Here is a 24668-nt window from a genome sequence, read left to right as displayed (position 1 = left end):
CTTCGGAAGACGCAAACACGATGGTGGAGGGTGACGGTAGCGTCGGCTCGTCGTCCCGACGAGCACCGAGCCAAGCAGTGATCGAAGCGGTCGCCGAGGCGGAAGGCGTTTCGCCGGCGGCGATCTCGCCACCGGACTACCAATCCCTCCACGCTGTCATCGATCCGGCGGCACTGGACGCGCTCTTCGCGGACCGGTCCAACGGTGCGAGCAGGCCCGGAGGGACGGTCTCGTTTTCCTTCTGTAGCTACGATGTAACCGTCGATCAGGACGGACGGGTAACGCTCGGCGAGCCGACTGACTCGGCCGACTGACGTTCCCCTCGACGGATGGTCGTGGCTGTCCGCGATCCGGTTCGCCCGCAGCGAACGCTTCAGCGGGGGATCGACCAGGTACGATCGCGATCCGGAGCGGCCTCTATCGGATCGCACCCGGAACAGCAAGCATGATACGGCGGTGTTCCTAACGTCCGATAATGGCAACCGCTGACGCCAAACGGCGACTCCGGCAGCAACCGGTGGGCGCAACGATCCTCCTGACGATCGTCGGGTACGCGCTGGTGCTCGGGACGTTTCTGCTGGACGTTCCGATCTATCCCGACCTGACGAACGCACAGGTCAATCTGCTGTCTCACGTGATCGCAGTCATCAACACGACCGCGACGGTCGTCTTGCTGCTCGGCTGGTACTGGATCCGCGCCGGCAACGTCGAGAAACACCGGCTGGCGATGGTCAGCGGGTTCGTGTTGATCCTCGGCTTTCTGGTCGTCTACCTGCTCAAGGTCGGCGGCGGCGGGACCAAGGAGTTCGTCGGCCCCAAGATTGCCTACTACCCGTATCTCGTCATGCTGGCGATCCATATCCTCCTCTCGATCGTTTCGGTCCCGGTCGTCCTCTATGCCCTGATCCTCGGGCTGAGTCACACGCCCGCGGAACTCCGGGAGACGCCACACGCCAGAGTGGGCCGTATCGCCGCCGGCGCGTGGATTCTGAGCCTCTTCCTCGGCGTCGTCACCTACGTCCTGCTCAACCACGTCTTCGCCTACGAGTTCGCGTCGATGATCGTCCCCGTCGCCGTCTAAGGCGTCGCATAGCGCCGCTATCGCGTCGCGCCCGTTTCGATACGATCGCCCGAGAGAGCGGGCCGTCCCGCCGTTGGTCCCCTCGAGGCGGGACCCACAAGTTATCCCGTCGCCCGCCGTACCGTCGGGCAACGAATGCAATTCGTCGAAGAAATCGTCGTAGACGAGTTCCTTCCGACCGTCCGCTCGCTGCTCGCCGGTGATCTCCGAGAGCGAGGCTTCACGCAAAGCGAGGTCGCCGACGTGCTCGGCATCAGCCAGAGCGCCGTCTCGAAGTACGCCCACGGCGACGTAACGGTCAACGACCGCATCGCCGCGGACGACCGGGTGCTGGATCTCGTCGACGAACTCGGCACCGGACTGGCGGCCGGCGAGATTTCGCCGGTACAAGCGCTCATCGAGATCGAGGTCCTGATCCGCGACCTCGAGTCCGGCGGGGACCTGCTCGCCCAACTCCACGAGGAGGCCGTGCCGGAACTCGCCGATCACGGCGCGAGTTTCCGCGTCCACGATCCCGAAAGCGACCTTCGGACCAGCGAGCGGGTACTCTCGTCGCTGCGACGAGGCCTGGGAATGCTCGAGACCGCAAGCGGGTTTACGAGCCTGATCCCCGCCGTCGGCTCGAACCTGGTCGCCTGTACGCCCGACGCGGAGGACGTCGACGACGTCGCGGGCGTCCCCGGACGGATCTTCGACGTGAAAGGTCGCGCAACGGTCCCCGCGGACCCCGAGTTCGGCGTCTCGGAGCACGTCGCGCGAGTGTTGTTGGCCGCTCGCCGCCACGGTGCGGACGTCTCGGCGGCGATCAACATCACGTACGAGCCGGGCCTGGTCGATGACCTGACCGAGCAGGGCCACGTCGCCGCCGAGTTCGACGAATCCGGCGATGTCGCCTCGAGCGTCGGCGCGTCGATCGAGGACGAACCCGAGGCGACGGTACTCTACCAGACCGGCGGCATGGGAATCGAACCGCTGATTTACGTCCTCGGCCCGGACGCGGAGTCGGTCGCGGACACGCTTCGATCGCTCGTCTGAACGGCCCCCGACAACGAAGCATGACGGAGTCAGCACGGGAGTTCTACGGTCGCTGGGCACGCCTCTACGATCTGATCGCGCGACGAACGCCGGGTATCGCCCGCCTCCGAGATCGGGCGGCCGCCGCCTGCCGCCTCGAGCCCGGCGATACGGTCGTCGAGATGGGCTGCGGAACGGGCGCGAACCTCCCCGTCCTCCGCGAGCGGGTCGGGCCCGAGGGGACCGTGATCGGACTCGACGTTACGCGACCCGTACTCGAGCGGGCGCGTGCGGCGACGGCGGCGTACGACAACGTCCACGTCCTACAGGGGGATGCGACGCAGCCACCGGTCGGTGGAGGGCGTGACGGAGCCGGCGTGCTGGACACGACCGCCGGGGATGTCGACGCCGTCCTCGCGACGTTCGTCGTCGGCATGCTCGCGGAGCCAGCGGGCGCGGTCGACGACTGGTGTGACCTCGTCGGAGCCGACGGGACCGTCGTCCTCGCCAACGCCGCCAGAAGCGGGGAGTGGTACGCCCCGCCGGTCAACGCCGTTTTCCGGGCGATCGTCGTCCTCTCGACGCCGCCGACGACGCAACTCCGCTACGAGAGCGAGCCGCATCGTCGGCTCGACGAGAAGATCGGTGTCGCACACGCCCGCCTCCGCGAGCGCGCGGTTGCCGTCGCCGACGAGACCCACGTATTCGGGGTCGTCCGGCTTACCGGCGGAACACTCCCGGAGCGATCGATCGATCCCCAGCCGTGAGCCGGGGGTCGATGTCGATCGGCGGCGATTACGCGGGCGCTTCGGCGTCGCTGTACTCGCGGAGCCGTCGGCGGATGGCCGGCGGGATCGGCGTCGGCTCGTCGGTCTCGTGATCGATGTGGACGATCGTCGTCTCGGCCGTTGCGGCGACCGCACCGTCGACGCGAATCTCGTACTCCATGGTACAACTCGAGTCGCCGAGTTCGGCGACAGCGAGGGCCACGACCGGCTCGTCGTCGTACGTGATCGGTCGCTCGTAGGTGAGTTCGAGCGTCGCGACCACGAAGGCGATGTCCGCCTCGGGCACGCCCAGCACCTCCTCGATGTAAGCGGTCCGGGCCGCCTCGAGATAGCTCGCGTAGACGGCGTGGTTGACGTGATCTAACGGGTCGAGGTCCCGAAAGCGAACGGGGACCTCGTGAGTGAACTCCGTACTCATTGTGTGTTGTCGCTCGCGGACTCGCACAAAAGTACGCACCGGTTCGTCGTCCCGGCACCGACTCAGGGCCGATCGTACAGGTCGGCGTGGGCGGCACAGAACGCGGGGTCACGAAGTTGGGCATCGATCAGTTCCGGCTGCCGGTGGGCGTTGAAGAGCCGACAGTCCTCCCGGTCGCAGAACGCCTCGCCGGTCTCGAGGTAATGAAACGCCTGCAGCACGTACCCCTTCAGGGCCTCGGTGGTCCGCGGGTCGTCGGCGACCAGAAAGTCGCCGTCGACCTGATTCTCGAGGACTTCCCGCGGCGGCGCGTCGCCGGAGAGGAGGGCGTGGCGCTGTTTTTCCTTATAGTAGGCCTCGGGCTTGGCGGGGGCCTCGTAGAGCCCCGGAACCGATACCAGCGCCGGTTGGCCGGGGACGGTCACGCGCTTGTGCCAGCGCCCGTCGTGGTCGCCCCACGTCCCGATGGCGCGGTCGAGAATCGCAACGTGCAGCGTCTCGAGTCCGCGCTCGTCGGCGGGGAGCGCGGCGTTGAGCGCGCGCTGTACCCCGACGCCGTCGTAGAGAACCCCGCCCTCGCGATCGGGAGTCTCGAGCGCCCGCTCCTCGTATCGGATCGTACCGAGCATCGTGTTGCCCGTCTCGCGCTCGTAGGGGGATGGAACTCGCGCCTCGGCGAACCGCTCGGCGAGGTCGTCCGTGCGGTGGACATCGAGGAACCGATCGCGGACGGCCACAGTCGCGTCGAGCCGCGCCCGCAGCCAGGCTGCGATGTCGTCGACCGCGGCCGTCGTCGAGGGTGATCGATAGCAGATGAGACGTTCGACCATGTACAAACTAGTGGTACCACTTGGTGAAACAGTTGTGGTTCGATCGGTCGCCCCATCGACGGCGGGACGGGAGCCGTCGCCTCGAGCGGCATGAATCGCGGGCCGGTCCGCGTACCGACGGCTGGGTCGAGATCGGTGTCTCACAACCGAAACCGGCCGCTCACTCAGAGACCCGATACATAAATAACAGTACTATTTCACCGAATGATATGATATACTATGGTTAGTTGCGTTCGGCGATCCGTACGCCGAGACGAGAGCAGTTCGGATGAGACCGCTTCCATCGAACCCAGTCCGACGACTCGAGACCGCCCGACAGTTGGTTTGTCCCTCTCGGGGGAAACCGACTACGCGCCGCTAGTCCAGTTGAACGCGATGTGTGTGCGAACAATGGGCTCGGCGACCGGTTGGAGGTTGTACGAAGACGACCGCCGGAGGACGATCATGACCGCTGTATCGGTTGCTAGTATCCCGGTTCCGGTCTCCTGCCCCAAAATCATATGATTCCATGAATACCTCTATGAGTGTTACATCATACCACCTACTATAAGGCGCGGTTCACAAGCAAACTGCCGTAGCTGCGCGGGACTGGCGGCGAGAGTTCCCGGAGGCCACGCCGTCAGCGCGATTGCCCCGTTTCCGGACGGTCCGGGCGTGTAGTAATCACGTTTATTAGCGGTCGGACCCTCCGTTCGAACAGACCACAACGATGGGATGTAAGGTCGATACCCTTATCGAACGCCATTCTCTGACCGTCCCCGTCCCGGAGTACGATTCCGTCAACGAGTATCTGGTGGCGCGCTGGACCGGTTCGGACGGCCGGTCCGCCGACGGATACAAAGCCCTCACGGAGTGGTTCAACAAACGGCTCCTGAAACGGCTCTACGAGGAGCACGACCGAGATACCGTCACCGTCCATCTGGACCGCGAATACGAACTCATTACGGGCGAGGAAACGCTCCACCGCGACGAACTCGCGGCCGATCTCGCCACGGATGGGCTCGATATCGACGAGATCGATAGCGAACTGCCCTCCTGGAGCACGATGCGTCACCACCTCAAGGACTGTCTCGAGGCCGAAAAGGACACGCAGTCGGCGGACACGGACTGGGAGACGGACACCGTCCGGATGGCTCGCGAACGGGCCACCGAAAAGGCCCAGTCGGTACTGTCGTCGCTCGCCTCGAAGGGCCGTCTCCGGAACGGGGAGCAAGCGGATGTCGACGTGCAGGTCAAACTGAGTTGTCCGGAGTGTTCGGTTCGGGTCCCGTTCGCGGACGCGGTCGAACGCGGGTACGTCTGTGAGACGCACGTCGACGCCGAGCCGGACGAGTCGATGCGGGAGCAGGGGCGGAACGCGTTGTCCCTCCTCGCGGTTCCGTACGGACTCCTCGAGGGGATTCAGACGGCCATTCTCGAAGACCCGTACCTCGTCGAGGCGGTCGCGACCGCTGCCATCCCGTTATGACGTGGCAGTTCTCCATCGAGAACATCGCCGGTATTCGGGAGGGAGAGGCACGCATCGAACCGGGCGTAAACGTCGTCCGAGCGTCCAACTGGCAGGGGAAATCCAGCTTTCTCGCGAGCATCGAAACGGCGCTCGGCACGGCGACGCCGCTCACCGAGGGGCAGGCGACCGGTCGGGTCACCGTCACCACGGCCGACGACGAGATCGCCGTCACCCTCGAGCGGACGGACGGGTCAGTCTCCCGGACGGGAACCCCGTATCTCCACGACGAATACGATCGGGTGTGCGCGACGTTGTTCGCGTCGCTCGACGAAACCAACGAGATCCGACGGGCCGTTCGAAACGGCGAGACCATCGACCACCTCCTCACGCGGCCGCTGGATTTCGAAAACATCGACGAACGGATCGCCGACCTGAAAGCGGAACGACAACGGGTCGAGACGGAACGCGACCGAGCGGCGGACGCCGCCGACCGACTGCCACAGCTCCGGACTCGAGTAACGGACCTCGAGTCGACGCTCGACGAACTGCACGCCCAGCGAGCCGATCTCGACGACGAGACCGGCGGTAGCTCGGACTCCCGAGACCAGTTGAGCGAACTGCGCGTGGAGCGCGATCGCATCGATTCCCGCATCGACCGCCTCGAGACGACTGCCGAGCGCGTCCGCGAGACGCTGTCGGAGACGCAAGCCGAACTCGAGGCGCTCTCGGTTCCATCGAGCGAGGACATCGAACGCGAACTCGAGACGCTCCACGAGGATCGCCGTGACGTAGAGCGGGACGTCGAACTGTTGCAGTCGGTCTACGAGGCGAACAAGCGCGTCCTCGATGAGGGTCGCACCGAACTGCTGACCGACGTTTCCCACGACGTGCTCGCGGACACGGTAACGTGCTGGCTCTGCGGCGAGGATGCCACACGCGACGAGATCGAGGCGCAGTTAGCGGCGCTCGACGAGCGGATCGGGGAACTCGACTCGCAAGCCGACGAGTACCGGGAGCGAGTCGCAACGCTCGAAGCGAAACGCGACGAGATTCGGCAGGCTCGCCGGCGTGAGACGGAACTCACCGATCGTATCGGCGCTCTCGAATCGCGACTGGCAGAGACCGAAGAGAGTCTGGAAAGCGCCCGGGAACGGCGGTCGGAACTGGCGTCGCGTATCGAGACACTCGCCGAAGCGGTGGACGCGACCGAAGAGCGAGTGCTGGAACTGGAAAGCGAGATCAAATATACCGAAACGGAGTTAGCGGAGGTTCGTGCGGATCTCGAGGACGCCGAGGCGCAGGCGGACCAGTTGTCGACGCTGGACGACGAGTACGCGTCGCTGACGGCGGAGATATCCGAACTCAGGGGTCGCAAGACGGAGATCAAACGGCGCACCCGCGAGGCGTTTTCGACCGCGCTCAACGACCTCCTGGAGCGATTCGACACGGGATTCGAGACGGCCCGTCTTACGAGCGGGTTCGACCTCGTCGTCGCCCGGGACGGCCGCGAAGCGCGACTGGACGCGCTCAGCGAGGGCGAACGGGAGGTCCTGGGACTCGTCGCAGCGGTCGCTGGCCACGACGCGTTCGACGTCGACGAGCGCGTTCCGGTGTTGCTCCTCGACGGTCTCGGTGGGCTGGCAAGCGACAACCTCCGAACGTTGGTCGACTATCTGCGGGACCGAGCCGAGTATCTCGTCCTCACGGCGTATCCCGAACACGAGGGGTTCGACGGTCACGAACTGTCGCCGGCCGACTGGCAGGTCGTCTCCCACGACATCGACGCCGAGACAGCGTCCTGAGTCAGGTCCGCCGCTTCCGTGGGCAAGCTGCCGGGTCCGCCGTGAATGCGCGCCCCATGGACAGGTGCGGACAGGAGAGTCGGGACGACCGTCTAGTATATCAATGTATATTTTTAGATATGGTTAAGTGAGTCGGGCTGATATACTCACGTGATGAGCGACTTCACCGAGCACCACCAGAAGGGAGTCGACGCGTTTACGAAGAGTCTGGAACACAAGCGACAGACGTGTCACGGCTGTGGCTTCGAAGACACCGTCCTCGACAGCGAGTGGCAAACACACGTCGAGACGGAACCCAGGTCCGGCCACATCCTCTATCGGTTAACGTGTCCGAACTGTACCGAAACCGAAACCGTCGAGATCGATATTTGACCCGCGGAGAGTCGGTGTTACCCGCGAGGCACACGACAGGTCGCGTCCCCCTGTTCTCAGCTGGAACGAGTCGGACGACACGTCGTGCCGCGGCCTGCGGACCGACGCGCTCCGATCGGAGGAGTACCCCTGGTCCCGGTCCAGCCCGATCCTGCCTTGACAATGACTTAGTGGTTGTTACGGCTCCGTCTCACCACGTCGGCTCGGTAACCGTTGCCCAGAGTGCCGAACCACGAGTCGTCGCCGGCCGACGGTCTTCGGTTCCAACCCTGTTGTCCTGCTCGCGAGTTCGGTCCCAGCGACCGTACGGTGTCGTTGCTGACTCCCGTATCGGTCGTGCGTGTCTCGCTGGCGGATTCGACTCGCAGTCGCTTCGGTTCTCGGTCGCCGACGATGGGAAGCGTTGATAACTCTCTGAGATAACGTCTACGTACGGCTATGCCAGAACCGCAGTTAGCGTCGCTTCTCGAGGAGCCAGCGATGCGTGACGCCATCGCAGTCGTGTTCGAACGGAGCGACAGTGGACGCGAGGAGTTGCAGTGGGCCGACGTGAGTGACGCGCTATCGAGTGACCAGTGGGGACGGTTGATCCGAACCGGGACGCTCGTGGCGGAGAGCAGCGGATTCGTGCTCGCCGACCCGAACCGCATCCAGCGAGAACTCGAGGACACCGACCAAGGTTCGGGACCGGACGAAAACGAGGACGAGATCGAAGCCGAACCGTGGGCCTGGTACGACAAGGCGGTCGGGCTGACGGCACTCGCCTTCTTTATGGGATACTGGAACACGGGGATTCGGAATACGGTCGCGTCGGTCGACGATCTCGTTCTCGCACCGATCACCGATGCCCTCCCGTTTTACGCGGTCATCATCCTCCTCGCGATCGTGACCGGCCTCTATTCGACCGTTCTACAGGCGCGGCTCACGAACACCGAGAAGTTACAGGCGTATCAGGAGCGGATGAGCGACCTGCAAGAGCGACAGAAAGCGGCCAAAGAACGGGGCGATGAAGAAGCGCTCGAGCGGATTCGGGAAGAACAGATGGCGGCCGCCGGCGATCAACTGGGCATGTTCAAACTGCAGTTCCGACCGATGGTCTGGATCATGTTGCTGACGATTCCGGTGTTCCTCTGGCTCCGTTGGAAGGTCCGTGGCGGACACCTCGGAGCCGGCGAGACCGGACTCGTCGTTCCGCTTGCCGGCGCTGTCTCGTGGCAAGACCCCCTCGTCGGTCCGATGGCGACGTGGATCGTCTGGTACTTCCTGTGCTCGATGGCGTCCCGGCAGATCATTCGGAAAACGCTCGCCATCCAGCCGGCATCCCCATCCTCGTAACAATGGCTAAGTCATTGTTACAACGCCGATCGGACTCCGGTCGGTCACCGCATCCGCGGGCGCGGGTCCGTCGATACGACGACCGGGACGCACGACCGTCGGCCGATGGAGTCACTCAACCATGTCGCTTGTGAGCATCGACTTCGACTCTCGGCTCTCAGGTGCAGTGTTCTCGATCGGTGTCTGTCTGTGTGCGGTCGGCCTCGTCGGAAGTACGATGGATCTCCTCTCGAACGTGCCGGTGTCCGGTCCGGGGATCGCGATCGATCTGGACCTCGAGTTCCTCGGCGTCGTCGCCGGACTCGGCGCGGTTGCCAGTGATCGGACGGGCGTTTCGGCAGCACTCTCATCACAGCCGGTCTCGCCGACGGATGACCGGCATCAGGTGTACATCACGCGGCCGCTCCTCGAAACGCTGCTCGAGACGGCTCGCCGCGCCGAACCGGAGTCGCTTTCGATCGGATTGGCCGTGACGCCCGCCAGTCGGATCTCGAGTCGCGCGGACATCCCCGAATCGATGCCCGTCTTCACGCATTTCTATCTGCCCAAAGGCCGGAACTCCGTCAGTACCGTCTTCGGAATGGAATTGCAGATCCCACCGACACGGACGCACGGTCGATTCGTTACCCATCCGCTCTCGGAGCTTCGACTTACGAAACGCGACGATCTCCACGGGATCGTCTTCGTCGCCGTGCCTCCGTGGGACGAGGACTCGATTGCGGCCTTCGATCGGTTCGGACGGCGATGTCCGATGCGGGTGATCGATGCGGTACCGCCCGACGAGTCGCTGCCGGATGCGAATCACTAGTATTTTTATCGACTCTCGCTCAAGTCGGACACGAGCACTCAGTCGGCAGCCGGCAGTCTACGTCGAGTCGAGACGCTCGCTTCGACGCGGATTCGCCCGGTTGCGGCGTGAGTATCAACTCCAGAGACGCGTATGAGATACCATACTGACACTCCCGTTCTTATCGGCCGCGGGTATCGTTGTCGACTACATTCGACGCCGACGTGGTACCGATGAGTTGGAAAGAAGCAGCCGAACCGATCCTCGTTCGCATGCCGACCGTCCGCCGCCCCGAGGGACACGTCCCGTTCCGTCGGAAACTCGCCTGGACGGCCGGCACGCTCGTTTTGTATTTCTTCCTGTCCAATGTCTACCTCTTCGGCGCTGATCAGGGAAGCGATATTTTCGGTCAGTTCCGATCGATTTTGGCGGGTGGACAGGGGACGATCCTCCAGCTCGGTATCGGTCCGATCGTGACTGCGAGTATCGTCTTACAGCTGTTGGGCGGCGCGAACCTGTTGGGGCTCGATACCGACGATCCGCGCGATCAGGTGCTTTATCAGGGACTACAGAAGCTACTGGTGATCGTCATGATCTGCCTGACCGGCCTTCCGATGGTGTTCGCGGGCGGGTTCTTGCCGGTCGATCCGAACATCGCTCACGCACTGAGCGTTCCACAGAGCGTCGTCAAGTGGCTCATATTCGCTCAAATATTCGTCGGCGGCGTCCTGATCTTGCTCATGGACGAAGTCATCAGCAAGTGGGGCGTTGGGAGCGGTGTCGGGCTCTTTATCGTCGCCGGCGTGAGTCAAAAACTCATCGGCGGGCTGCTCTCGATTCCCGGACTCACCGGCCAGCAACCCGGCGTCGTGACCGCCTGGGTCGAAATCCTGCTCGGCGACATTCAGGTCGGCTCGCCGCTCACCGAAGCGGGACTCCAGTCGTTGCTGTTCGGCGTCGGCAACATCGTTCGACTCCTGACGACGCTGCTGATCTTTGCGATCGTCGTCTACGCCGAGAGCGTTCGCGTCGAGATTCCGCTCTCGCATGCTCGAGTCAAGGGCGCTCGCGGACGGTTCCCGGTCAAACTCATCTATGCGAGCGTCCTCCCGCTGATTTTCGTCCGCGCGCTACAGGGCAATATCCAGTTCCTCGGACGCATTCTGTACCGGCAGTTCGGAGACGCCCTCCCCGCGTGGCTCGGTGTCTACGCGAACGGGAGCCCTGTCGATGGACTGTTTTATTATTTGAACCCGATCCACACCCCGCGGCAGTGGATGTGGTGGACTGGTAACGTGACACAGCATCCCTGGCAGGTCATCCTCCGCGTGGCGATCGACCTCGTGTTCATGCTCGGCGGCGGGATCGTGTTTTCGGTCTTCTGGGTCGAAACCGCCGATATGGGGCCCGAATCGACGGCTCGACAGATCGACAATTCCGGAATGCAGATCCCCGGTTTCCGCCAGAACGTCGGCGTCATCGAGCAGGTCATGGAACGGTACATCCCGCAGGTCGCCGTCCTCGGCGGCCTGCTCGTCGGTATCCTGGCCGTGCTCGCGAATATGCTCGGCACCATCGGCGGGATTTCGGGAACCTCACTGCTGCTCACGGTGAGCATCACGTACAAACTCTACGAGGAAATCGCCGAGGAGCAACTCATGGAGATGCATCCGATGATGCGTCAACTCTTCGGCTGACCCGCCGACGCTGCGTCGGCTCGCAGTCCACACCGTGATCGTCCGGGGACGTTCCGTTCGGCGAACCGACGCCGATTGACACTCATCCGTCGATTGAGACTGCGAACGAGAACAGCAGAGAAACCATCTAGTAGTTTCTTCTCGAGAGGTACCGAAACAGTTCGAAGACGTCGATGATCGCCTTATTCCCAGAATTATTATCTGATATGGAGTCGTTCCGATCTCCGTGTCGGTCGTCTCTGGAAGCGGAGTCACACGTCGTTGACGGCGTCGGTCAGCGAACTATGCCACCATGGCGCTGTATAACGCGGTATCGGAGCGATTGTGTGGCCCGTGACAACCAGTGAAGAACGGCTAGTGACGCCGGTGTCGGCTCGTATTTCGCAGCCAGTCGCTTGCTCGGACCGGAGTCGGCGACAGCGCACAGAGGCTCCCGACCGCCGTCGAACCGGGCACGCGCTCGTCGATCGCGACGTGAGCCGGGTTCTGGTTCCAGTCCGGCCTCACTCCACGTCACGAATCCCGGGACGGATCGTCGGCTGAATTATACAGAGGTGAATATGTCGATAAGACAGATAGTAAATCTCAGCAAATAATCAGTCAGATACGGCTAGCGAGATCGCTCGGAAACAGTGTTTGAGTTTCTTTTGAGACGTCACACCCGCCCCATCGACGACGGTTTGCAAGCAGTGTGTTACTCGTTTCATGCGGGGCTAGCGAACGGTGACGCGGGTTCTCGAGGAGTCCTATTCGAACCAGTCACACCTCACTCAGTCGACCGGCCGCGAAACCAACGGCGCGGTTTCGCTTCCCGGCGTTCGATTCGGCCGCGAACCCACACGTCCGAACTGGTCGCTGCTCAGTCGTCGGCGGGAGCCGCGCGCGAAGTCAGTTCGACGGGATCGGCATCGATCTCGAGTTCGTCCAGCGCCTCCTGGGCGGCCCGCTTCCCGGAGACGAGCATCGCGCCGAAGGTCGGCCCCATGCGCGGCAGGCCGTAGGTCGTCGCGGTAGCCATCCCGGTGGCGATGAGGCCGTCGTGGACGAGGCCGGTGTGTTCGACGACGGCGTCCTCGGACTTGCCGACCCACATCGAGTCGTGGCCCGGCGAGTCGTGGCCCGGCGCGCCATAGGAGTCGTCGCCGGTCTGGTCCATACCGGTCGCCGACGCCTCGGCGTCGCCGATGCCCGGCGCGTCGAGGACGCCACGCTCGTCGAGTTTCTTGACCGCCATCGCGTCGTGGCCGGTCGCGTCGATGACCAGATCGGCCTCGACCGCGATCGGGTCGACGCAGGTGATCTCGCGCGGCAGGGCGTGGACCGGCGTCCAGTTCATGACGATGCCTCCAACACGGTGGTCCTCGCGGATGACGATGTCCGTGAATTCGGTCATGTTCTGCATCTTCGCACCGGCGTCGCAGGCGGCTTTGATGAGTCCGGAACAGGCCTCGGGCCCGTTCGCGACGTACAGCCCCTCACTGTCCTGGGACTGCTTGAAGTCCACGTCGAGATCCTCGAGGATCTTCTGTGCGGGGTCACGCACGGTGACCTTGTTCATCAGGAAGCCGCCGAGCCAGAAGCCGCCCCCGAGGTAGTTGTTCTTCTCGACGACCATCGTCTGGACGCCGCGCTCGGAGAGTTCCTTCGCCGCGGTCAGCCCCGATGGGCCGCCGCCGACGATGATGACGTCCGAGTCCGAGAAATCCATGAACTCCTCGGTCCACTCCTGTCCGATCGCGCGGGTGACGTCGGCTTCGCCGACCTGACTGAACTGCTCGAATTCGCTCATACAACTAGGTGGTATGACTTGGTAGTGAAAAGCCTATCGCAGCCGTGATCGGAACTCATGCAACTTTCGTGGGAGTCTCACGGAAACGCACGTTCGGTGGGGATTTCGGCCTCGAGGTCCTGTTCCGTCTGATTTCGGCTAATTCACTCTTGCGTTCTCGTTCGCGCGTCGAACCAGCCTCGGCTCGCTGGCGCAGGGTGGTCGTTCCGCAGGGACCTCGCGCACACGCCCACGCGAGCCCGCGATCACACGCACACCCGCGCTGTCGGTCGGTTTTGGCGAAAGCGTTATCAGCGACTCAATCGTACCGACCGACGATGACCGACACTCGTCCGCGACGACGGCAGCCGGACGCTCGCGAAGCGGGAGGTGACCCCCGGTGGAGCTGATCATCACGGAGAAGGACAACGCGGCCCGCCGGATCGCCGACATCCTTTCCGGCGGGACCTACGACTCGAGCCGAGAGAACGGCGTCAACGTCTACGAGTGGGGCGGCAAGCGCTGTGTTGGGCTGTCGGGCCACGTCGTCGGGGTCGACTTCCCGTCGGAGTACTCCGACTGGCGGGACGTCGAACCGGTCGAGTTGATCGGTGCCGACGTCGAGAAGACGGCGACGAAGGAGAACATCGTTGCGACGCTGCGACTCCTGGCCCGTCGGGCACAGCGCGTGACGATCGCGACGGACTACGACCGTGAGGGGGAACTGATCGGCAAGGAGGCCTACGACATCGTCCGGAACGTCGACGAAGACGTACCGATCCGCCGGGTTCGGTTCTCCTCGATCACGGAAAACGAAGTGCAGAACGCGTTCGACGAACCCGACGACCTCGACTTCGACCTCGCGGCCGCCGGCGAGGCCCGCCAGATCATCGACCTCGTCTGGGGGGCCGCGCTCACTCGCTATCTCTCACTGTCCGCGGGCCAGTTGGGCGACGACTTCATCTCCGTCGGCCGGGTACAGTCGCCGACGCTGAAGTTGATCGTCGATCGCGAGCGCGAGATCGAAGCCTTCGATCCGGAGGACTACTGGGAGATCTTCGCGGACCTCACGAAGAGCGAGGCGCAACGCGCCTCGGAGACGTCGAGCGGTGAGGAACCGCGAGACGACGACACCGCCTTCGAGTCCCAGTACTTCTACCGCGACGAGGACGACAACGAGGCCGAGCGCGTCTGGGAGGAAGATATCGCGGACGAGGTCTACGAGACGCTCGCCGAGCGCGAGAGCGCGACCGTCGTCGACGTCACCCGGCGAACCCGCACCGATACGCCGCCGGAGCCGTTCAACACGACCCAGTTCATCCGCGCGGCGAGCGCCATCGGCTACTCGGCCAAACGGGCGATGTCGATCGCCGAGGACCTCTACACCGCCGGCTACATTACCTATCCGCGGACCGACAACACCGTCTATCCCGACGACCTCGATCCCGAAGAGCTCTTAGACGAGTTCGTCAGCCATCCGTCGCTCGGGGACAGCGCCGAGTCGCTGCTCGAGGCCGACGAGATCACGCCGACGGAGGGCGACGAGGAGACGACCGACCACCCGCCGATTCACCCGACCGGCGAGATCCCGAGCCGCGGCGACATCTCAGACGACGAGTGGGAGGTCTACGAACTCGTCGTCCGGCGGTTCTACGCGACCGTCGCCGACGCCGCGGTCTGGGAACACCTCAAGGTCGTTGCCGAGGCCGACGACCACCGGCTCAAGGCGAACGGCAAACGCCTCGTCGAACCCGGTTACCACGACGTCTACCCGTACTTCAGTACGACGGAGAACTACGTCCCCGATGTCGACGAGGGCGAGACTCTGGCGCTCTCCGATGTCGAACTCGAGGACAAACAGACCCAGCCGCCCCGTCGCTACGGCCAGTCGCGGCTCATCGAGACCATGGAGGAGATGGGGATCGGGACGAAGTCGACCCGCCATAACACCCTCGAGAAGCTCTACGATCGGGGGTACATCGAGAGCGACCCGCCGCGCCCGACCAAGCTCGCGATGGCAGTCGTCGACGCGGCCGAGAGCTACGCCGATCGGATCGTCAGCGAGGAGATGACCGCCCAGCTCGAGGCCGACATGGACGCCATCGCCAACGGCGAGGCGACCTTAGACGACGTGACCGACGAGTCTCGCGAGATGCTCGAGGAAATCTTCGAGAACCTCGCGGACTCGCGCGAGGAGATCGGCGATCACCTCCGGAAGTCGCTCAAAGACGACAAGCGGCTGGGACCGTGTCCCGACTGTGGCGAGGACCTGCTCGTGCGCCGGAGCCGCCACGGCTCCTATTTCATCGGCTGTGACGGCTACCCCGACTGCGAGCACACGCTGCCGCTGCCCTCGACCGGCAAACCGCTCATCCTCGACGAGGAGTGTGCGGAGCACGACCTACACGAGGTCAAGATGCTCGCGGGCCGCCAGACGTTCGTCCACGGCTGCCCGCTCTGTAAGGCCGAAGACGCCGGCGAAGGGCCGGTGCTGGGCGAGTGTCCGGACTGCGGGGAAGAACACGGGGGCGAGTTAGCAGTCAAAACCCTCCAGAGCGGCTCCCGCCTCGTGGGCTGTACGCGCTACCCCGACTGCGAGTACTCGCTGCCCCTGCCCCGCCGCGGCGAGATCGAGGTCACCGACGAGCGCTGTGCGGAACACGACCTGCCCGAACTCGTCGTCCACAGCGGCGACGACCCCTGGGAACTCGGCTGCCCGATCTGTAACTATCAGGAGTTCCAGGCCCGCGAGAGCGAGTCGGGATCCGATCTCGAGGCGCTCGACGGGGTTGGCGCGAAGACCGTCGAGAAACTCGCCGACGCGGGGATCGAGGACCTCGAGGACCTGACCGACGCCGACCCTGATGCCGTCGCTGAGGACGTTGAAGGAGTCAGCGCCGATCGCATCCGGACTTGGCAGGCGAAGGCGTAGTGTCCTCGGTCGGGCTCTCGGCGCACCCGTCGTTCGGGCTCGAAGTCACGCCGAAACGACCCATCAGGCCGTCGTCGAGTCGTTCGACGCGGTTCCGGAGGGCCCGTGATCCCGTTCGAACGACTCGAAGGCTGCCTCGACCGCCTGCACGATGGCGTCGCTTGACTTGACGCCGAGTTTCTCCCAGCGTTTCTCGCCCGTTTCGTCGATGACGGCCGTCACCGGATAGCCGATGATGCCGTAGTGTGCCGCCAGCGACGATTCCGGATCGCGCGCGACGGCCCAGTTGCCGTCGTGGGTTCGCCACCACGTCCGGAGTTCGTCGTCCGGGAGCGAGTCCGTCGACTGATAGGTGACGGAAACGACCGTGAGGTCCTCTCCGTAGTCGTCGACGAGTCGCGACTGGGCCTCGGCGAGGCGTGGCATCTGTGCCTGGCAGTGGCCACAGCCCGTGACGAAGAACTCGGCGACCGTGATCCCGTCGTTGGGGACCACTATCGTCCCGGCCTCGCTCCCTCGAGCGTCGAGCGTCGCTATCTCGATCGGCCATTCCGATCCCTCGTCGGGTTCCGACTCGGCGGCCGGTTCGTCCCCGAACGACGGCAGTCCGCCGAGGACGACACCGGCTCCACCGGTGAGAACGCCGACGCTACCGATGCCAGTGAGTAGTTCGCGTCGTCTCATTCTGATACGCCTCCACGGGTCGGGCACGGGGACTCCGTTCGGGCGTTTCGAACCGGGTCCGGTCCCTCATTACGTGTCAGCCCACGATCCGAAACGAAAAGAAAACACTGGTCCGCGCGTCGAACAACCGGGTCCAGTCCCTCGAGCAACGGGACGCAGTCGGGCCCAACACGCTCGGCGGCTGTCGATACGGACCCCTAATCGGGGGGCGAACGGGCCGAGATTATTTTCTAGGCTAGTATTCAATAGATATAAGTATCAGCAACGGAACGCTACCGTCATATTGACCGCTCGATCGATTCGACGGCCGTGTTCGAGCACCCACGTCCACGAACGCCCGCTTCGTCCCACCGGTTCGAGGTGGCATCGATGACCGACTCAGTTGGCGATACCGATGAACGGCCGTCGCTTCCCGACTGCCCTCGTTGTGGGACCCCGGTCTCACAGGTGACGATGCGCGGCCCGTTCGAACGGATCGCGACGCCCTGTGGGTGTTCGATCGCGCCCGGCGCACTCGAGGAGCCGACGAAACCGACGACGGAGTCGGAGTGATCGGACGGTCCGTCGAACCGGCACCGGCGGTCGGCACCGCTAACCGCCGGCTCGAGTCGATCACTGCGCTTTTGACGGCGGCGCGCCCAGTCGAGACTGAGACTCGTGGCTTCGCCCGTTACCACTACACTGGCCGGCGTCGTCTTCGGACTCGCGCTTGCGGCTCCGCCGGGACCGATGAACGCGATCATCGCCGAGGAGAGCGTGGTCCGCGGCTGGGCGGCCGGGTTCCGGGCCGGACTCGGCGCGATGCTGGCGGACGCGATTTTCTTCGTTCTCACCCTTGCGGGGCTCGTCGCCGTTCTCGACAGCGTCCCGGCGGTCCGCCCGGCGCTCTATCTGGCCGGCGGCTGTCTGATGTTGTACTTCGCCAGCGGTGCGATCGACGACGCGCGGGCCACCACGTCGTTTACCGACGCCAGTCGGGCCGCTGCCACGGGATTCCGGAAAACGTTCGTCCTCTCTCTGACCAACCCCTATCAGATCGGCTTCTGGCTCACCGTCGGCGTCGGCCTGCTCGAGTCGGGAACGCTCGACGTGTTATCGTACGCCCCAGTCGTGGGTGAGGCACTCGGAGGGACGTTAGTCGTTCAGACCGGGTCACCGGCGCTGCTACTCGGGTTCTTCGGCGGGATCGCGATCTGGGTCGTCGCCTATCCGGCGGCGCTGGTCGCGGCGGGGAAGCGCGTCGACGCCTTCGCACCCGCGATCGCAACACTGAGTGCGGTCGTCCTCGTCGGGTTCGGCCTGCTCTTTCTCGCGATGGGGTCGCTCCAGTTCGTCTGAGCGGTCTCGCCGTTCTCGGTACCGCTGTCGAGGCAGCCGACCAGCGCCAGCATGCCGACGGCCGGCGCGAGGAGCGTTCGATGATTCATCGCGTTCCCGTCCCGGCCCGACCGATTGCTCGAGTCACAACTGTGGTGAGCGACCGCCGCCCGTCACAACAGCCGCTCGAGTCTCGTTTATACGTGCTATTAGGAGTACACAGCAAATAATCAGTGGTACTAGCAGTTCGCACGTTATCTTCAACGGAACAAGGCGGCCCGATGTGGGGCGAGACACGGTCCGAAATATGGGTTTCTCGATAAGAAATTCAAATCTCGTTAGGCGGGTCGGTCGACCGGCTACGCCGTCTCTCCATTCGGCCGAAGTCACTACGCTTTTCACACCAATTCGCCTCGCTACGACCAAGAACGCGTGGCATCACTCGTCGTTACAGCATTGGCTGGCGTGATCCTCGGGGTCGCGTTCGCGGTACCGTCGAGGCCGATAAACACGATAATCACCGAGAGAAAGTGCCGTTCACCGCTGGAGCGCTGTTATTCTAATAAGTATTGGAATGTTTATATTCCCAGAACTACTAGTTTTAAACCATATTATATAAATTCGGCCAATCGTGGTTATAACTGACTGTTCTACGTGATACCGATGGATTCAGTTTTGCTGAATGGAGACTAAGATTTATACTATAGGACATTATTGGAGAACACACAGAAAATGGTTGGAATGCCCCCATTCTATAAAAAGATAAATGAAATATTGAAGTGCGCCCTCGTTGGTGGACTTATCTCAATTCCATTGACCATAGTGTATAACATATATCATACTTCGGGAGAATCCTTCACACTCGGATTAGTCTTTTTCGGGGGGATTGTTTCAGGATACCTCGCTAACGAAACATCCTTACGCGCATCAATGGCTGGGTTTTATGCTGGTTTAATTGGTTCACTACCAGCGTATATTCTCGGTATCTCAGATATCACTACTTCAACTACCAATACGTCTTCCTCAATCGTGCTTGCTCTTTTCACAATTTTATTCACTATGGTTATATTCGCAATGGGTGGGATAACTGGCTCCATAGGCGGTCTGTTTGGCGGATGGTTAACCAAAAAATTCGGAAAAACAGGGAGATCAGGCACTGTATAGTCAAATCAGTTTGTGGAGTATACATATTGTTGAGTCTCTTGTTCACACTCGTAGACCTGCTCAGTAAGACCTATGCAGGGATTTAGAAGAATATTAGCAGAACAAGTGGAGGGCAAACACCCGGAGAGGCCTTCGTCGTCTGCTTCCATCAAACGTTGTCCACTCAGAGAGATAAAAACGATTTCCTTGGATTAGGCGTTGAACGCTCGCATGGAGTGACTTTTTAACACCAAATAATATACAGCGGATTTATATGATTAGATTGGTTAGCTATCTATTCGATGGGAGATAAAACAATTCGATCAGTTCCTGACGAGAAGCTCTTCAATTAGTCGCCGGAATCGGAACCGCTACTCTTGTATCTACTGGAGTGGCAACTGCAAGTAGCACAGATAGTTCACAAAGTGATAAAAATGACAATGGCGAATTGGGCTCAAGTGAGGACAATACTAATACCGGCGGTCTTACTATTTCTGAAGCGACTATAAGTGAAAAGCTAGATGATGAAAGTTCGTTCACCGTTGAAGAGGCAGGAACAACCTACGAGATCGCTGAGAATGATAATCAAGGACCAAAGGTTTCTACAGTAACTGCAAGCTCCGAGGTCGTTAGAGATTTCTGTGTAACTCGTGATATTTATAAAGGAATACCTGTCGATCTTTGTTTCACGCTCTATGAATGTGGCGCACAGGTTGAACTAGATCTTAGTGTTGCAACAGGATCATTTGACCTCCCATGCGGAGAAACTAAGTGTAAAGAAGAAGAATATGATGTTGGTTTTGGTACACTTGGCTGGGAGATTTGTCAGGAACCAGATGGCGACATTGTGGTTTCATATGATGGGTGGGTTTGGCATGGAACTGGAACCAAGGATGTGAGCGATGAGATAAAAATCACAAGATAATACTATATAAACCGGTTGTCGTTATTCACTATTCATACAAACTTTATTTTATTATTATATGTTACATAGTGCCACCATCACCCACCTATGAGACCTGGCTGATATTAACTATTCCACAGACGCCTCCTTCACTAATGTCGAAGGCGACTGAGATGCCATCAAATGCTTTCTAAAACCGTTTGCGCTCTCGCTAAACAACCCCACTCAGATCGGTTTCTGGCACACTATCGGTGTCAATCTGTTCGAGTCGGCGGCGGTTCCGATCTGAGACGGAGACTGTTGGGCGACCGTCGCGATGGGGACCGTCGCGAGAAGTACGAGACAACAGAGGATGAGAACCGAGATGGCGCTCGGTCGACGTGGGAGTTGCATTACACTCGTCTCGAGAGCAGACCAGTATGAACGCACTGGCCGATCCGGTTGTCCGTCGGCCTCGCCGGCCGATCGGGAGACACTGGTCTCGAGCGGGCGACACCGGACCGGTACGGACCCGCCTTAGTTGCCCAGCGCGGCGATCTCGTCCTCGAGCCACTCTCTGAACCACTTGACGCGTTTCAGACGCTGGTGGGCGATGCCCTCGGCGGTCTCACTCTGGACGCGCGAGGCGGCGTCGTACCCTCGCTCGAGGACGCGCTCGACCATCTCGTCGGAGTCCATGTGGGTACGGGCCTCGTAGCCCATCCGCAACAGCATCAGGGCGGTGCCGTTCGCGCCGACCTTGTCGAGGAGGTCGGCCTCGATGAGACACTGGGTCTCGAGGGCGAGATCCGTCAGGTCGCCCTGGTAGGAGTGGTGTTCGATGGCGCGACACACCTGCTGGATGAACGACTCGGGGAACTCGGCGCGCGACTCGAGGTACTCGCGGGCAACGTGAGCACCGGCTTCGGCGTGGAGTTCCTGGTCGGTCTCGAGTTTGGCGACATCGTGAAAGAGGGCGGCGACGCGGGTGACATCGACATCCGCGCCCTCCGCCTCGGCGATATCGGTCGCGAGCTCGACGACGTTGAGAATGTGGTTGTGCCGGTACTCGGCGGAGTGCCAGGGGTACCAGCGCATGCGACCGCCTTCCTCTTCCTTCTCGACGCTGGCGGCGAGATACTCGAAGACGAAACCCTTCATCTCCTCGAACTCCGCGTCGGTCACTCGCGTTTCCTTTATTTCAACGCCCACGATAGATCCCTCCGCAATAGACGAATGATAGTCATTACCGGAATGTTCGGTCGTTTCGTTCTTTAGCCTTTGGTTCGGACCGGTTTCGGTGAGAACTGACAGTCACGGTATTTTATGGACCGACCGAAGTCGTGCTCGAGTCGGATCGGAACGGCGAGTTTCGTCACTGACGGTTCAACCCCCACCAACTTCCGTTAAAGTCAAACAGTCGGCTCGGGTATGAGTGGGTATGAGTAGCGAACAGGAAGCGGAGTCGATTCGGTGTCTCGTCGCCAAAGTCGGTCTCGACGGTCACGACCGCGGCGCGCACGTCATCGCGCGCGCGTTCCGGGACGCCGGCTTCGAGGTCATCTATTCCGGACTGCACAAAGCACCCGAGGAGATCGTTCAGGCCGCGGTCCAAGAGGACGTCGACGTGCTCGGCATCTCCATCCTCTCGGGGGCCCACGACACGCTCCTCCCGAAGATCATGGACGGCCTCGAGGAGTACGGTGCCAAGGAAGACACGCTCGTTCTCGCCGGTGGCGTCATTCCCGAGGAGGACCGCGAGGGGCTCAAGGAGGACGGCGTGGCGGCGATTTTCGGTCCCGGGACCTCGATCGAAGAGACCATCGAGTTCGTTCGCGAGAACGCGCCGCAGCGATGACCATGGACGCCGACGACGAGTCGCTGCTCGAGGCGCTACTGGCGGGAGAACACCGTGCGCTCGCCCGGATCATCTCGAAGATCGAGAACCGGTCGCCGGGCTATCGGGACCTCGTGTCGGCGCTCTACGCACATACCGGCGACGCCGACGTGATCGGGATCACCGGCTCGCCGGGCGCGGGCAAGTCGACGCTGGTCGACAAGCTCGCCGAGGCGTACCGCGACCGCGGCGAGACGGTCGGGATCATCGCGATCGATCCCTCCTCGCCGTTCAGCGGCGGTGCCGTCCTCGGGGACCGGATTCGGATGGCCTCCGCCGTGGGCGATATGGACGTCTTCGTTCGTTCGATGAGCGCCCGTGGCACGCTCGGCGGACTCTCGACGGCGACCGCGGACGCCGTCAAAGCGATGGACGCCTTCGGCAAGGACAAGATCATCATCGAGACCGTCGGCGCGGGCCAAAACGAGATTGATATCGTCCGGACCGCAGACACCGTCGCCGTGCTCGTCCCGCCGGGCTCGGGCGACGATATCCAGACGTTGAAAGCCGGCATCCTCGAGATCGCCGACGTCTTCGTCGTCAACAAGGCGGACCGCGACGGCGCGGCCCGCACCGTTCAGGAGCTCCGGGAGATGGTTCATCTCGGCGAGGAAAGCGGCCTCGCCGGCGGCAGTGGCGGTCACCACGGTGCCGACGTGATGAGCGGCGGTGACGCCGCCGTCGACGAGACGGACGACGAAGACGAGGGCTGGAGCCCGCCCATCGTCGAAACGGTCGCGACGAAAGGGACCGGCGTCGAGACATTCATCGACGAACTCGCGGCCCACCACGCGTACCTCGTCGACTCCGGTACGCTGGCCGAGAAGGTCCGCCAGCGCCACGCCGAAGAGATTCGCACCCTGTTGCGCGAGGACGTCCACTCGCTACTCGAGGACGAACTCGCCGACAGCGGCGGGATCGACGGGCTCGCGGAGGCCGTCCGGCTGGGCGAGACGGACCCGTACTCGATCGCCAGCGACGTGCTCGCCCCCGTCGAGGCCTGCATCGAGAACCTCGAGACCGAAACGCGAGCGGACGGCTCGAGCCGGGAGTAGCGGTACCAATCAATTTCAGCCTCGCTAGTCGCTCGAGCGTGACGTCGCTCGCCAGAAATGACGACTGGAGATATAGTTCAATTGCAAATACATTATATATGTATAAGATGTAACCTTGTCGTATGATTAGTTTCCTGTTGCTGATTATGGGAGTGTATGCCGTCTACGTCGATGCGACGAGGCGAGAAACCGACTGCCCGATAGGGTGGGCGATCGCAACGCTGGCCGTCGGCTCCGTCGGACCGATATTCCTGGGCATGTTTCTCCTGTTGTATCTCGTTTTGCACGCCATCGAGGCCCGTTGGGTCCGGTGGAGTCGCGGTCACGCCGTCTGAGATGGCTGCATCGCTCGGCGCGAACCAAGACCGGAGGTCTAAGACAGTTGCCACCTAACAACCCGTTATGAAAGCCCGAACAGTCCTCGGTGCAGCCCTCGGAACCGTCGGTGGTGTCGTCCTCGGGAACCGCCTCCTCAAGCGACGTGCACGCGACCTCGAGAACCCGCTGGTCGGTATCGAACGGACGTATCGCTGGCGCGGGATCGAGACGACCTACACCGTTGCCGGCGATCCGAACGATCCAGACATGCTGCTGCTCCACGGGGTCTATGCGGGCGCGAGCAGCCACGAGTTCGAGCCGATCGTCGAACAACTGGCCGAGGACTACCACGTCTACGCGGTCGACCTTCCCGGGTTCGGTCGCTCGGAGCGGCCACCCCTGGTCTACTCCGGAGCCCTCTACGGCGAGTTCGTGCGCGACTTCACGGACGAGATCACCGACGAGCCGATCGTCGTCGCCTCGTCGCTGTCCGGGACGTTCGCCGTCGACGCCGCCGACGAGACCGCGTTCGAGCGTCTCGTCCTGATCTGTCCGGTCGACGAGACGGCCGACGAGCGGCCGTGGGTCCGGACCCTCCTGCGAACCCCGATCGTGGGAACGGCGCTGTACAACCTGCTCGCGAGCAAACCCTCGATCCGATACTTCTACGATCGGGACGGCTACTACGACGCCGATCGGATCAGCGCCGCGGAAGTCGACGCCGCCTGGAACAGCGCCCACCAGCCCGGCGCGCGCTACGCCCCGGCCTCCTTCGCCGCGGGTACCCTCGATCCCGACTTCGATCTCGCGACGGAACTGGCCGCCCTCGAGATACCGACGACGCTGGTCTGGGGCCGCGACGCCGAACTCGTCCCGCTCCGCGAGGGTCGGACCCTCGCCGAGGCGGCCGACCTCGATCTGGTCGTCATCGACTACGCGACGCAGTTACCCCACGCCGAACACCCCGACACGTTCGTCGAGTATCTGAGCGCGGAACTCCCGCGTGCCGACGCGGGCTCACGCAAGTAGTCGAGTCGGTTCCCGGTTCCCGGTTCCCGCGGTCGCGCGTGAAAGCGAGTGCGATCGTCGTTCCCGAA

24 protein-coding genes are annotated in these 24668 nt (G+C 62.5%); 19 read left to right on the top strand and 5 right to left on the bottom strand.

Features of this window, described 5'->3' with window-relative positions; translation table 11 throughout:
- The first annotated feature begins 20 nt into the window (after window positions 1–20).
- The 4 genes from FGF80_RS13185 (at window position 21) to FGF80_RS13170 (ending at window position 2862) form a co-directional block, all read left to right on the top strand.
- Window positions 21–314: a HalOD1 output domain-containing protein gene (locus FGF80_RS13185; RefSeq protein ID WP_006185401.1), complete on the top strand. Its 294-nt coding sequence runs from the start codon at window positions 21–23 to the stop codon at window positions 312–314.
- Between the two features lie 161 nt (window positions 315–475).
- Window positions 476–1081: a DUF420 domain-containing protein gene (locus FGF80_RS13180; protein ID WP_138654493.1), complete on the top strand. Its 606-nt coding sequence runs from the start codon at window positions 476–478 to the stop codon at window positions 1079–1081.
- 135 nt (window positions 1082–1216) lie between these two features.
- Window positions 1217–2116 carry a thiamine-phosphate synthase family protein gene (locus FGF80_RS13175; RefSeq protein WP_138654491.1) on the top strand — a complete coding sequence of 300 codons (900 nt, stop codon included), beginning with the start codon at window positions 1217–1219 and terminating at the stop codon, window positions 2114–2116.
- A 20-nt stretch (window positions 2117–2136) separates the two neighbouring features.
- A complete protein-coding gene (locus tag FGF80_RS13170; protein WP_138654490.1) occupies window positions 2137–2862 on the top strand; it encodes a class I SAM-dependent methyltransferase in 726 nt (241 codons plus the stop codon).
- A 28-nt stretch (window positions 2863–2890) separates the two neighbouring features.
- Here FGF80_RS13170 and FGF80_RS13165 read toward each other — a convergent pair whose 3' ends face one another.
- Entirely contained in the window at window positions 2891–3301 is a 411-nt protein-coding gene (locus FGF80_RS13165; RefSeq protein ID WP_138654488.1) for an acyl-CoA thioesterase, read from the bottom strand.
- A gap of 62 nt (window positions 3302–3363) precedes the next feature.
- Entirely contained in the window at window positions 3364–4131 is a 768-nt protein-coding gene (locus FGF80_RS13160) for a DUF7001 family protein (RefSeq protein ID WP_138654486.1), read from the bottom strand.
- Window positions 4132–4840: 709 nt separating this feature from the next.
- On the opposite strand from FGF80_RS13160, the gene rdfA reads away from it, so the two are divergent.
- The 6 genes from rdfA (at window position 4841) to secY (ending at window position 11574) form a co-directional block, all read left to right on the top strand.
- A complete protein-coding gene (gene rdfA, locus FGF80_RS13155; RefSeq protein ID WP_138654484.1) occupies window positions 4841–5599 on the top strand; it encodes a rod-determining factor RdfA in 759 nt (252 codons plus the stop codon).
- A complete protein-coding gene (locus tag FGF80_RS13150; RefSeq protein WP_006185394.1) occupies window positions 5596–7383 on the top strand; it encodes an archaea-specific SMC-related protein in 1788 nt (595 codons plus the stop codon). Before rdfA ends, FGF80_RS13150 begins: the two co-directional genes overlap by 4 nt.
- A gap of 153 nt (window positions 7384–7536) precedes the next feature.
- Window positions 7537–7755 (top strand): hypothetical protein, encoded by a 219-nt coding sequence (locus FGF80_RS13145; protein WP_006185393.1) that lies wholly within the window; start codon window positions 7537–7539, stop codon window positions 7753–7755.
- Between the two features lie 438 nt (window positions 7756–8193).
- The gene (locus FGF80_RS13140; RefSeq protein WP_006185391.1) at window positions 8194–9090 is read left to right on the top strand and encodes a DUF106 domain-containing protein; all 897 of its coding nucleotides are present in this window, start codon (window positions 8194–8196) and stop codon (window positions 9088–9090) included.
- A 121-nt stretch (window positions 9091–9211) separates the two neighbouring features.
- Window positions 9212–9898 (top strand): hypothetical protein, encoded by a 687-nt coding sequence (locus FGF80_RS19855; RefSeq protein WP_006185390.1) that lies wholly within the window; start codon window positions 9212–9214, stop codon window positions 9896–9898.
- 212 nt (window positions 9899–10110) lie between these two features.
- The gene (gene secY / locus FGF80_RS13130; protein WP_138654482.1) at window positions 10111–11574 is read left to right on the top strand and encodes a preprotein translocase subunit SecY; all 1464 of its coding nucleotides are present in this window, start codon (window positions 10111–10113) and stop codon (window positions 11572–11574) included.
- Window positions 11575–12433: 859 nt separating this feature from the next.
- Here secY and FGF80_RS13125 read toward each other — a convergent pair.
- The gene (locus tag FGF80_RS13125) at window positions 12434–13363 is read right to left on the bottom strand and encodes a sulfide-dependent adenosine diphosphate thiazole synthase (RefSeq protein ID WP_138654480.1); all 930 of its coding nucleotides are present in this window, start codon (window positions 13361–13363) and stop codon (window positions 12434–12436) included.
- A 379-nt stretch (window positions 13364–13742) separates the two neighbouring features.
- On the opposite strand from FGF80_RS13125, the gene FGF80_RS13120 reads away from it, so the two are divergent.
- Window positions 13743–16274 (top strand): DNA topoisomerase I, encoded by a 2532-nt coding sequence (locus FGF80_RS13120; RefSeq protein ID WP_138654478.1) that lies wholly within the window; start codon window positions 13743–13745, stop codon window positions 16272–16274.
- A 63-nt stretch (window positions 16275–16337) separates the two neighbouring features.
- On the opposite strand, the gene FGF80_RS13115 is transcribed toward FGF80_RS13120, so the two are convergent.
- Complete coding sequence (locus FGF80_RS13115; RefSeq protein WP_138654476.1) at window positions 16338–16958, bottom strand: TlpA family protein disulfide reductase; 621 nt, start codon at window positions 16956–16958, stop codon at window positions 16338–16340.
- A gap of 369 nt (window positions 16959–17327) precedes the next feature.
- Here FGF80_RS13115 and FGF80_RS13110 point away from each other — a divergent pair, with 369 nt between their 5' ends.
- From FGF80_RS13110 to FGF80_RS13095, 4 genes are all read left to right on the top strand, one after another.
- Window positions 17328–17510, top strand: coding sequence for a hypothetical protein (locus FGF80_RS13110; protein ID WP_238705290.1), 183 nt, complete (start codon window positions 17328–17330; stop codon window positions 17508–17510).
- A gap of 105 nt (window positions 17511–17615) precedes the next feature.
- Window positions 17616–18296, top strand: a complete 681-nt coding sequence (locus FGF80_RS13105; RefSeq protein WP_049908042.1) for a LysE family translocator — start codon at window positions 17616–17618, stop codon at window positions 18294–18296.
- A gap of 693 nt (window positions 18297–18989) precedes the next feature.
- Window positions 18990–19439: a DUF5518 domain-containing protein gene (locus tag FGF80_RS13100; protein ID WP_138654474.1), complete on the top strand. Its 450-nt coding sequence runs from the start codon at window positions 18990–18992 to the stop codon at window positions 19437–19439.
- A 370-nt stretch (window positions 19440–19809) separates the two neighbouring features.
- Entirely contained in the window at window positions 19810–20343 is a 534-nt protein-coding gene (locus tag FGF80_RS13095) for a hypothetical protein (protein ID WP_138654472.1), read from the top strand.
- A 495-nt stretch (window positions 20344–20838) separates the two neighbouring features.
- Here the strand turns inward: FGF80_RS13095 and FGF80_RS13085 are convergent, their stop codons facing one another.
- On the bottom strand, window positions 20839–21513 hold the full coding sequence (locus FGF80_RS13085; protein WP_083864560.1) for an HD domain-containing protein: 675 nt from the start codon (window positions 21511–21513) through the stop codon (window positions 20839–20841).
- A gap of 229 nt (window positions 21514–21742) precedes the next feature.
- Here FGF80_RS13085 and FGF80_RS13080 point away from each other — a divergent pair, with 229 nt between their 5' ends.
- The 4 genes from FGF80_RS13080 to FGF80_RS13065 all read left to right on the top strand — a co-directional run bounded on the left by FGF80_RS13080 (window position 21743) and on the right by FGF80_RS13065 (window position 24600).
- Window positions 21743–22159 carry a cobalamin B12-binding domain-containing protein gene (locus FGF80_RS13080; protein ID WP_006185380.1) on the top strand — a complete coding sequence of 139 codons (417 nt, stop codon included), beginning with the start codon at window positions 21743–21745 and terminating at the stop codon, window positions 22157–22159.
- 2 nt (window positions 22160–22161) lie between these two features.
- Window positions 22162–23253, top strand: a complete 1092-nt coding sequence (gene meaB, locus FGF80_RS13075; protein WP_138655534.1) for a methylmalonyl Co-A mutase-associated GTPase MeaB — start codon at window positions 22162–22164, stop codon at window positions 23251–23253.
- Window positions 23254–23375: 122 nt separating this feature from the next.
- Window positions 23376–23588, top strand: coding sequence for a hypothetical protein (locus FGF80_RS13070; RefSeq protein ID WP_006185378.1), 213 nt, complete (start codon window positions 23376–23378; stop codon window positions 23586–23588).
- A 67-nt stretch (window positions 23589–23655) separates the two neighbouring features.
- On the top strand, window positions 23656–24600 hold the full coding sequence (locus FGF80_RS13065; protein WP_138654470.1) for an alpha/beta fold hydrolase: 945 nt from the start codon (window positions 23656–23658) through the stop codon (window positions 24598–24600).
- Window positions 24601–24668 lie beyond the last annotated feature (68 nt).

The sequence above is a fragment of the Natrinema pallidum genome (genome assembly GCF_005890195.1).
Taxonomy (GTDB): Archaea; Halobacteriota; Halobacteria; order Halobacteriales; family Natrialbaceae; genus Natrinema; species Natrinema pallidum.
The sequence above is the reverse complement of the archived record's forward strand: the minus strand, read 5'-3'. Positions and strand labels throughout refer to the sequence as shown.

Excerpts from the sequence above, each read along its gene's own strand:
- FGF80_RS13080 (WP_006185380.1), top strand. The coding sequence starts at position 21,743 with ATGAGTAGCGAACAGGAAGCGGAGTCGATTCGGTGTCTCGTCGCCAAA.
- FGF80_RS13175 (WP_138654491.1), top strand. The coding sequence starts at position 1,217 with ATGCAATTCGTCGAAGAAATCGTCGTAGACGAGTTCCTTCCGACCGTC.
- FGF80_RS19855 (WP_006185390.1), top strand. The coding sequence starts at position 9,212 with ATGTCGCTTGTGAGCATCGACTTCGACTCTCGGCTCTCAGGTGCAGTG.
- rdfA (WP_138654484.1), top strand. The coding sequence starts at position 4,841 with ATGGGATGTAAGGTCGATACCCTTATCGAACGCCATTCTCTGACCGTC.
- FGF80_RS13150 (WP_006185394.1), top strand. The coding sequence starts at position 5,596 with ATGACGTGGCAGTTCTCCATCGAGAACATCGCCGGTATTCGGGAGGGA.
- FGF80_RS13110 (WP_238705290.1), top strand. The coding sequence starts at position 17,328 with ATGACCGACTCAGTTGGCGATACCGATGAACGGCCGTCGCTTCCCGAC.
- secY (WP_138654482.1), top strand. The coding sequence starts at position 10,111 with ATGAGTTGGAAAGAAGCAGCCGAACCGATCCTCGTTCGCATGCCGACC.
- meaB (WP_138655534.1), top strand. The coding sequence starts at position 22,162 with ATGGACGCCGACGACGAGTCGCTGCTCGAGGCGCTACTGGCGGGAGAA.
- FGF80_RS13165 (WP_138654488.1), bottom strand. The coding sequence starts at position 3,301 with ATGAGTACGGAGTTCACTCACGAGGTCCCCGTTCGCTTTCGGGACCTC.
- FGF80_RS13185 (WP_006185401.1), top strand. The coding sequence starts at position 21 with ATGGTGGAGGGTGACGGTAGCGTCGGCTCGTCGTCCCGACGAGCACCG.
- FGF80_RS13125 (WP_138654480.1), bottom strand. The coding sequence starts at position 13,363 with ATGAGCGAATTCGAGCAGTTCAGTCAGGTCGGCGAAGCCGACGTCACC.
- FGF80_RS13070 (WP_006185378.1), top strand. The coding sequence starts at position 23,376 with ATGATTAGTTTCCTGTTGCTGATTATGGGAGTGTATGCCGTCTACGTC.
- FGF80_RS13170 (WP_138654490.1), top strand. The coding sequence starts at position 2,137 with ATGACGGAGTCAGCACGGGAGTTCTACGGTCGCTGGGCACGCCTCTAC.
- FGF80_RS13180 (WP_138654493.1), top strand. The coding sequence starts at position 476 with ATGGCAACCGCTGACGCCAAACGGCGACTCCGGCAGCAACCGGTGGGC.
- FGF80_RS13115 (WP_138654476.1), bottom strand. The coding sequence starts at position 16,958 with ATGAGACGACGCGAACTACTCACTGGCATCGGTAGCGTCGGCGTTCTC.
- FGF80_RS13065 (WP_138654470.1), top strand. The coding sequence starts at position 23,656 with ATGAAAGCCCGAACAGTCCTCGGTGCAGCCCTCGGAACCGTCGGTGGT.
- FGF80_RS13145 (WP_006185393.1), top strand. The coding sequence starts at position 7,537 with ATGAGCGACTTCACCGAGCACCACCAGAAGGGAGTCGACGCGTTTACG.
- FGF80_RS13140 (WP_006185391.1), top strand. The coding sequence starts at position 8,194 with ATGCCAGAACCGCAGTTAGCGTCGCTTCTCGAGGAGCCAGCGATGCGT.
- FGF80_RS13160 (WP_138654486.1), bottom strand. The coding sequence starts at position 4,131 with ATGGTCGAACGTCTCATCTGCTATCGATCACCCTCGACGACGGCCGCG.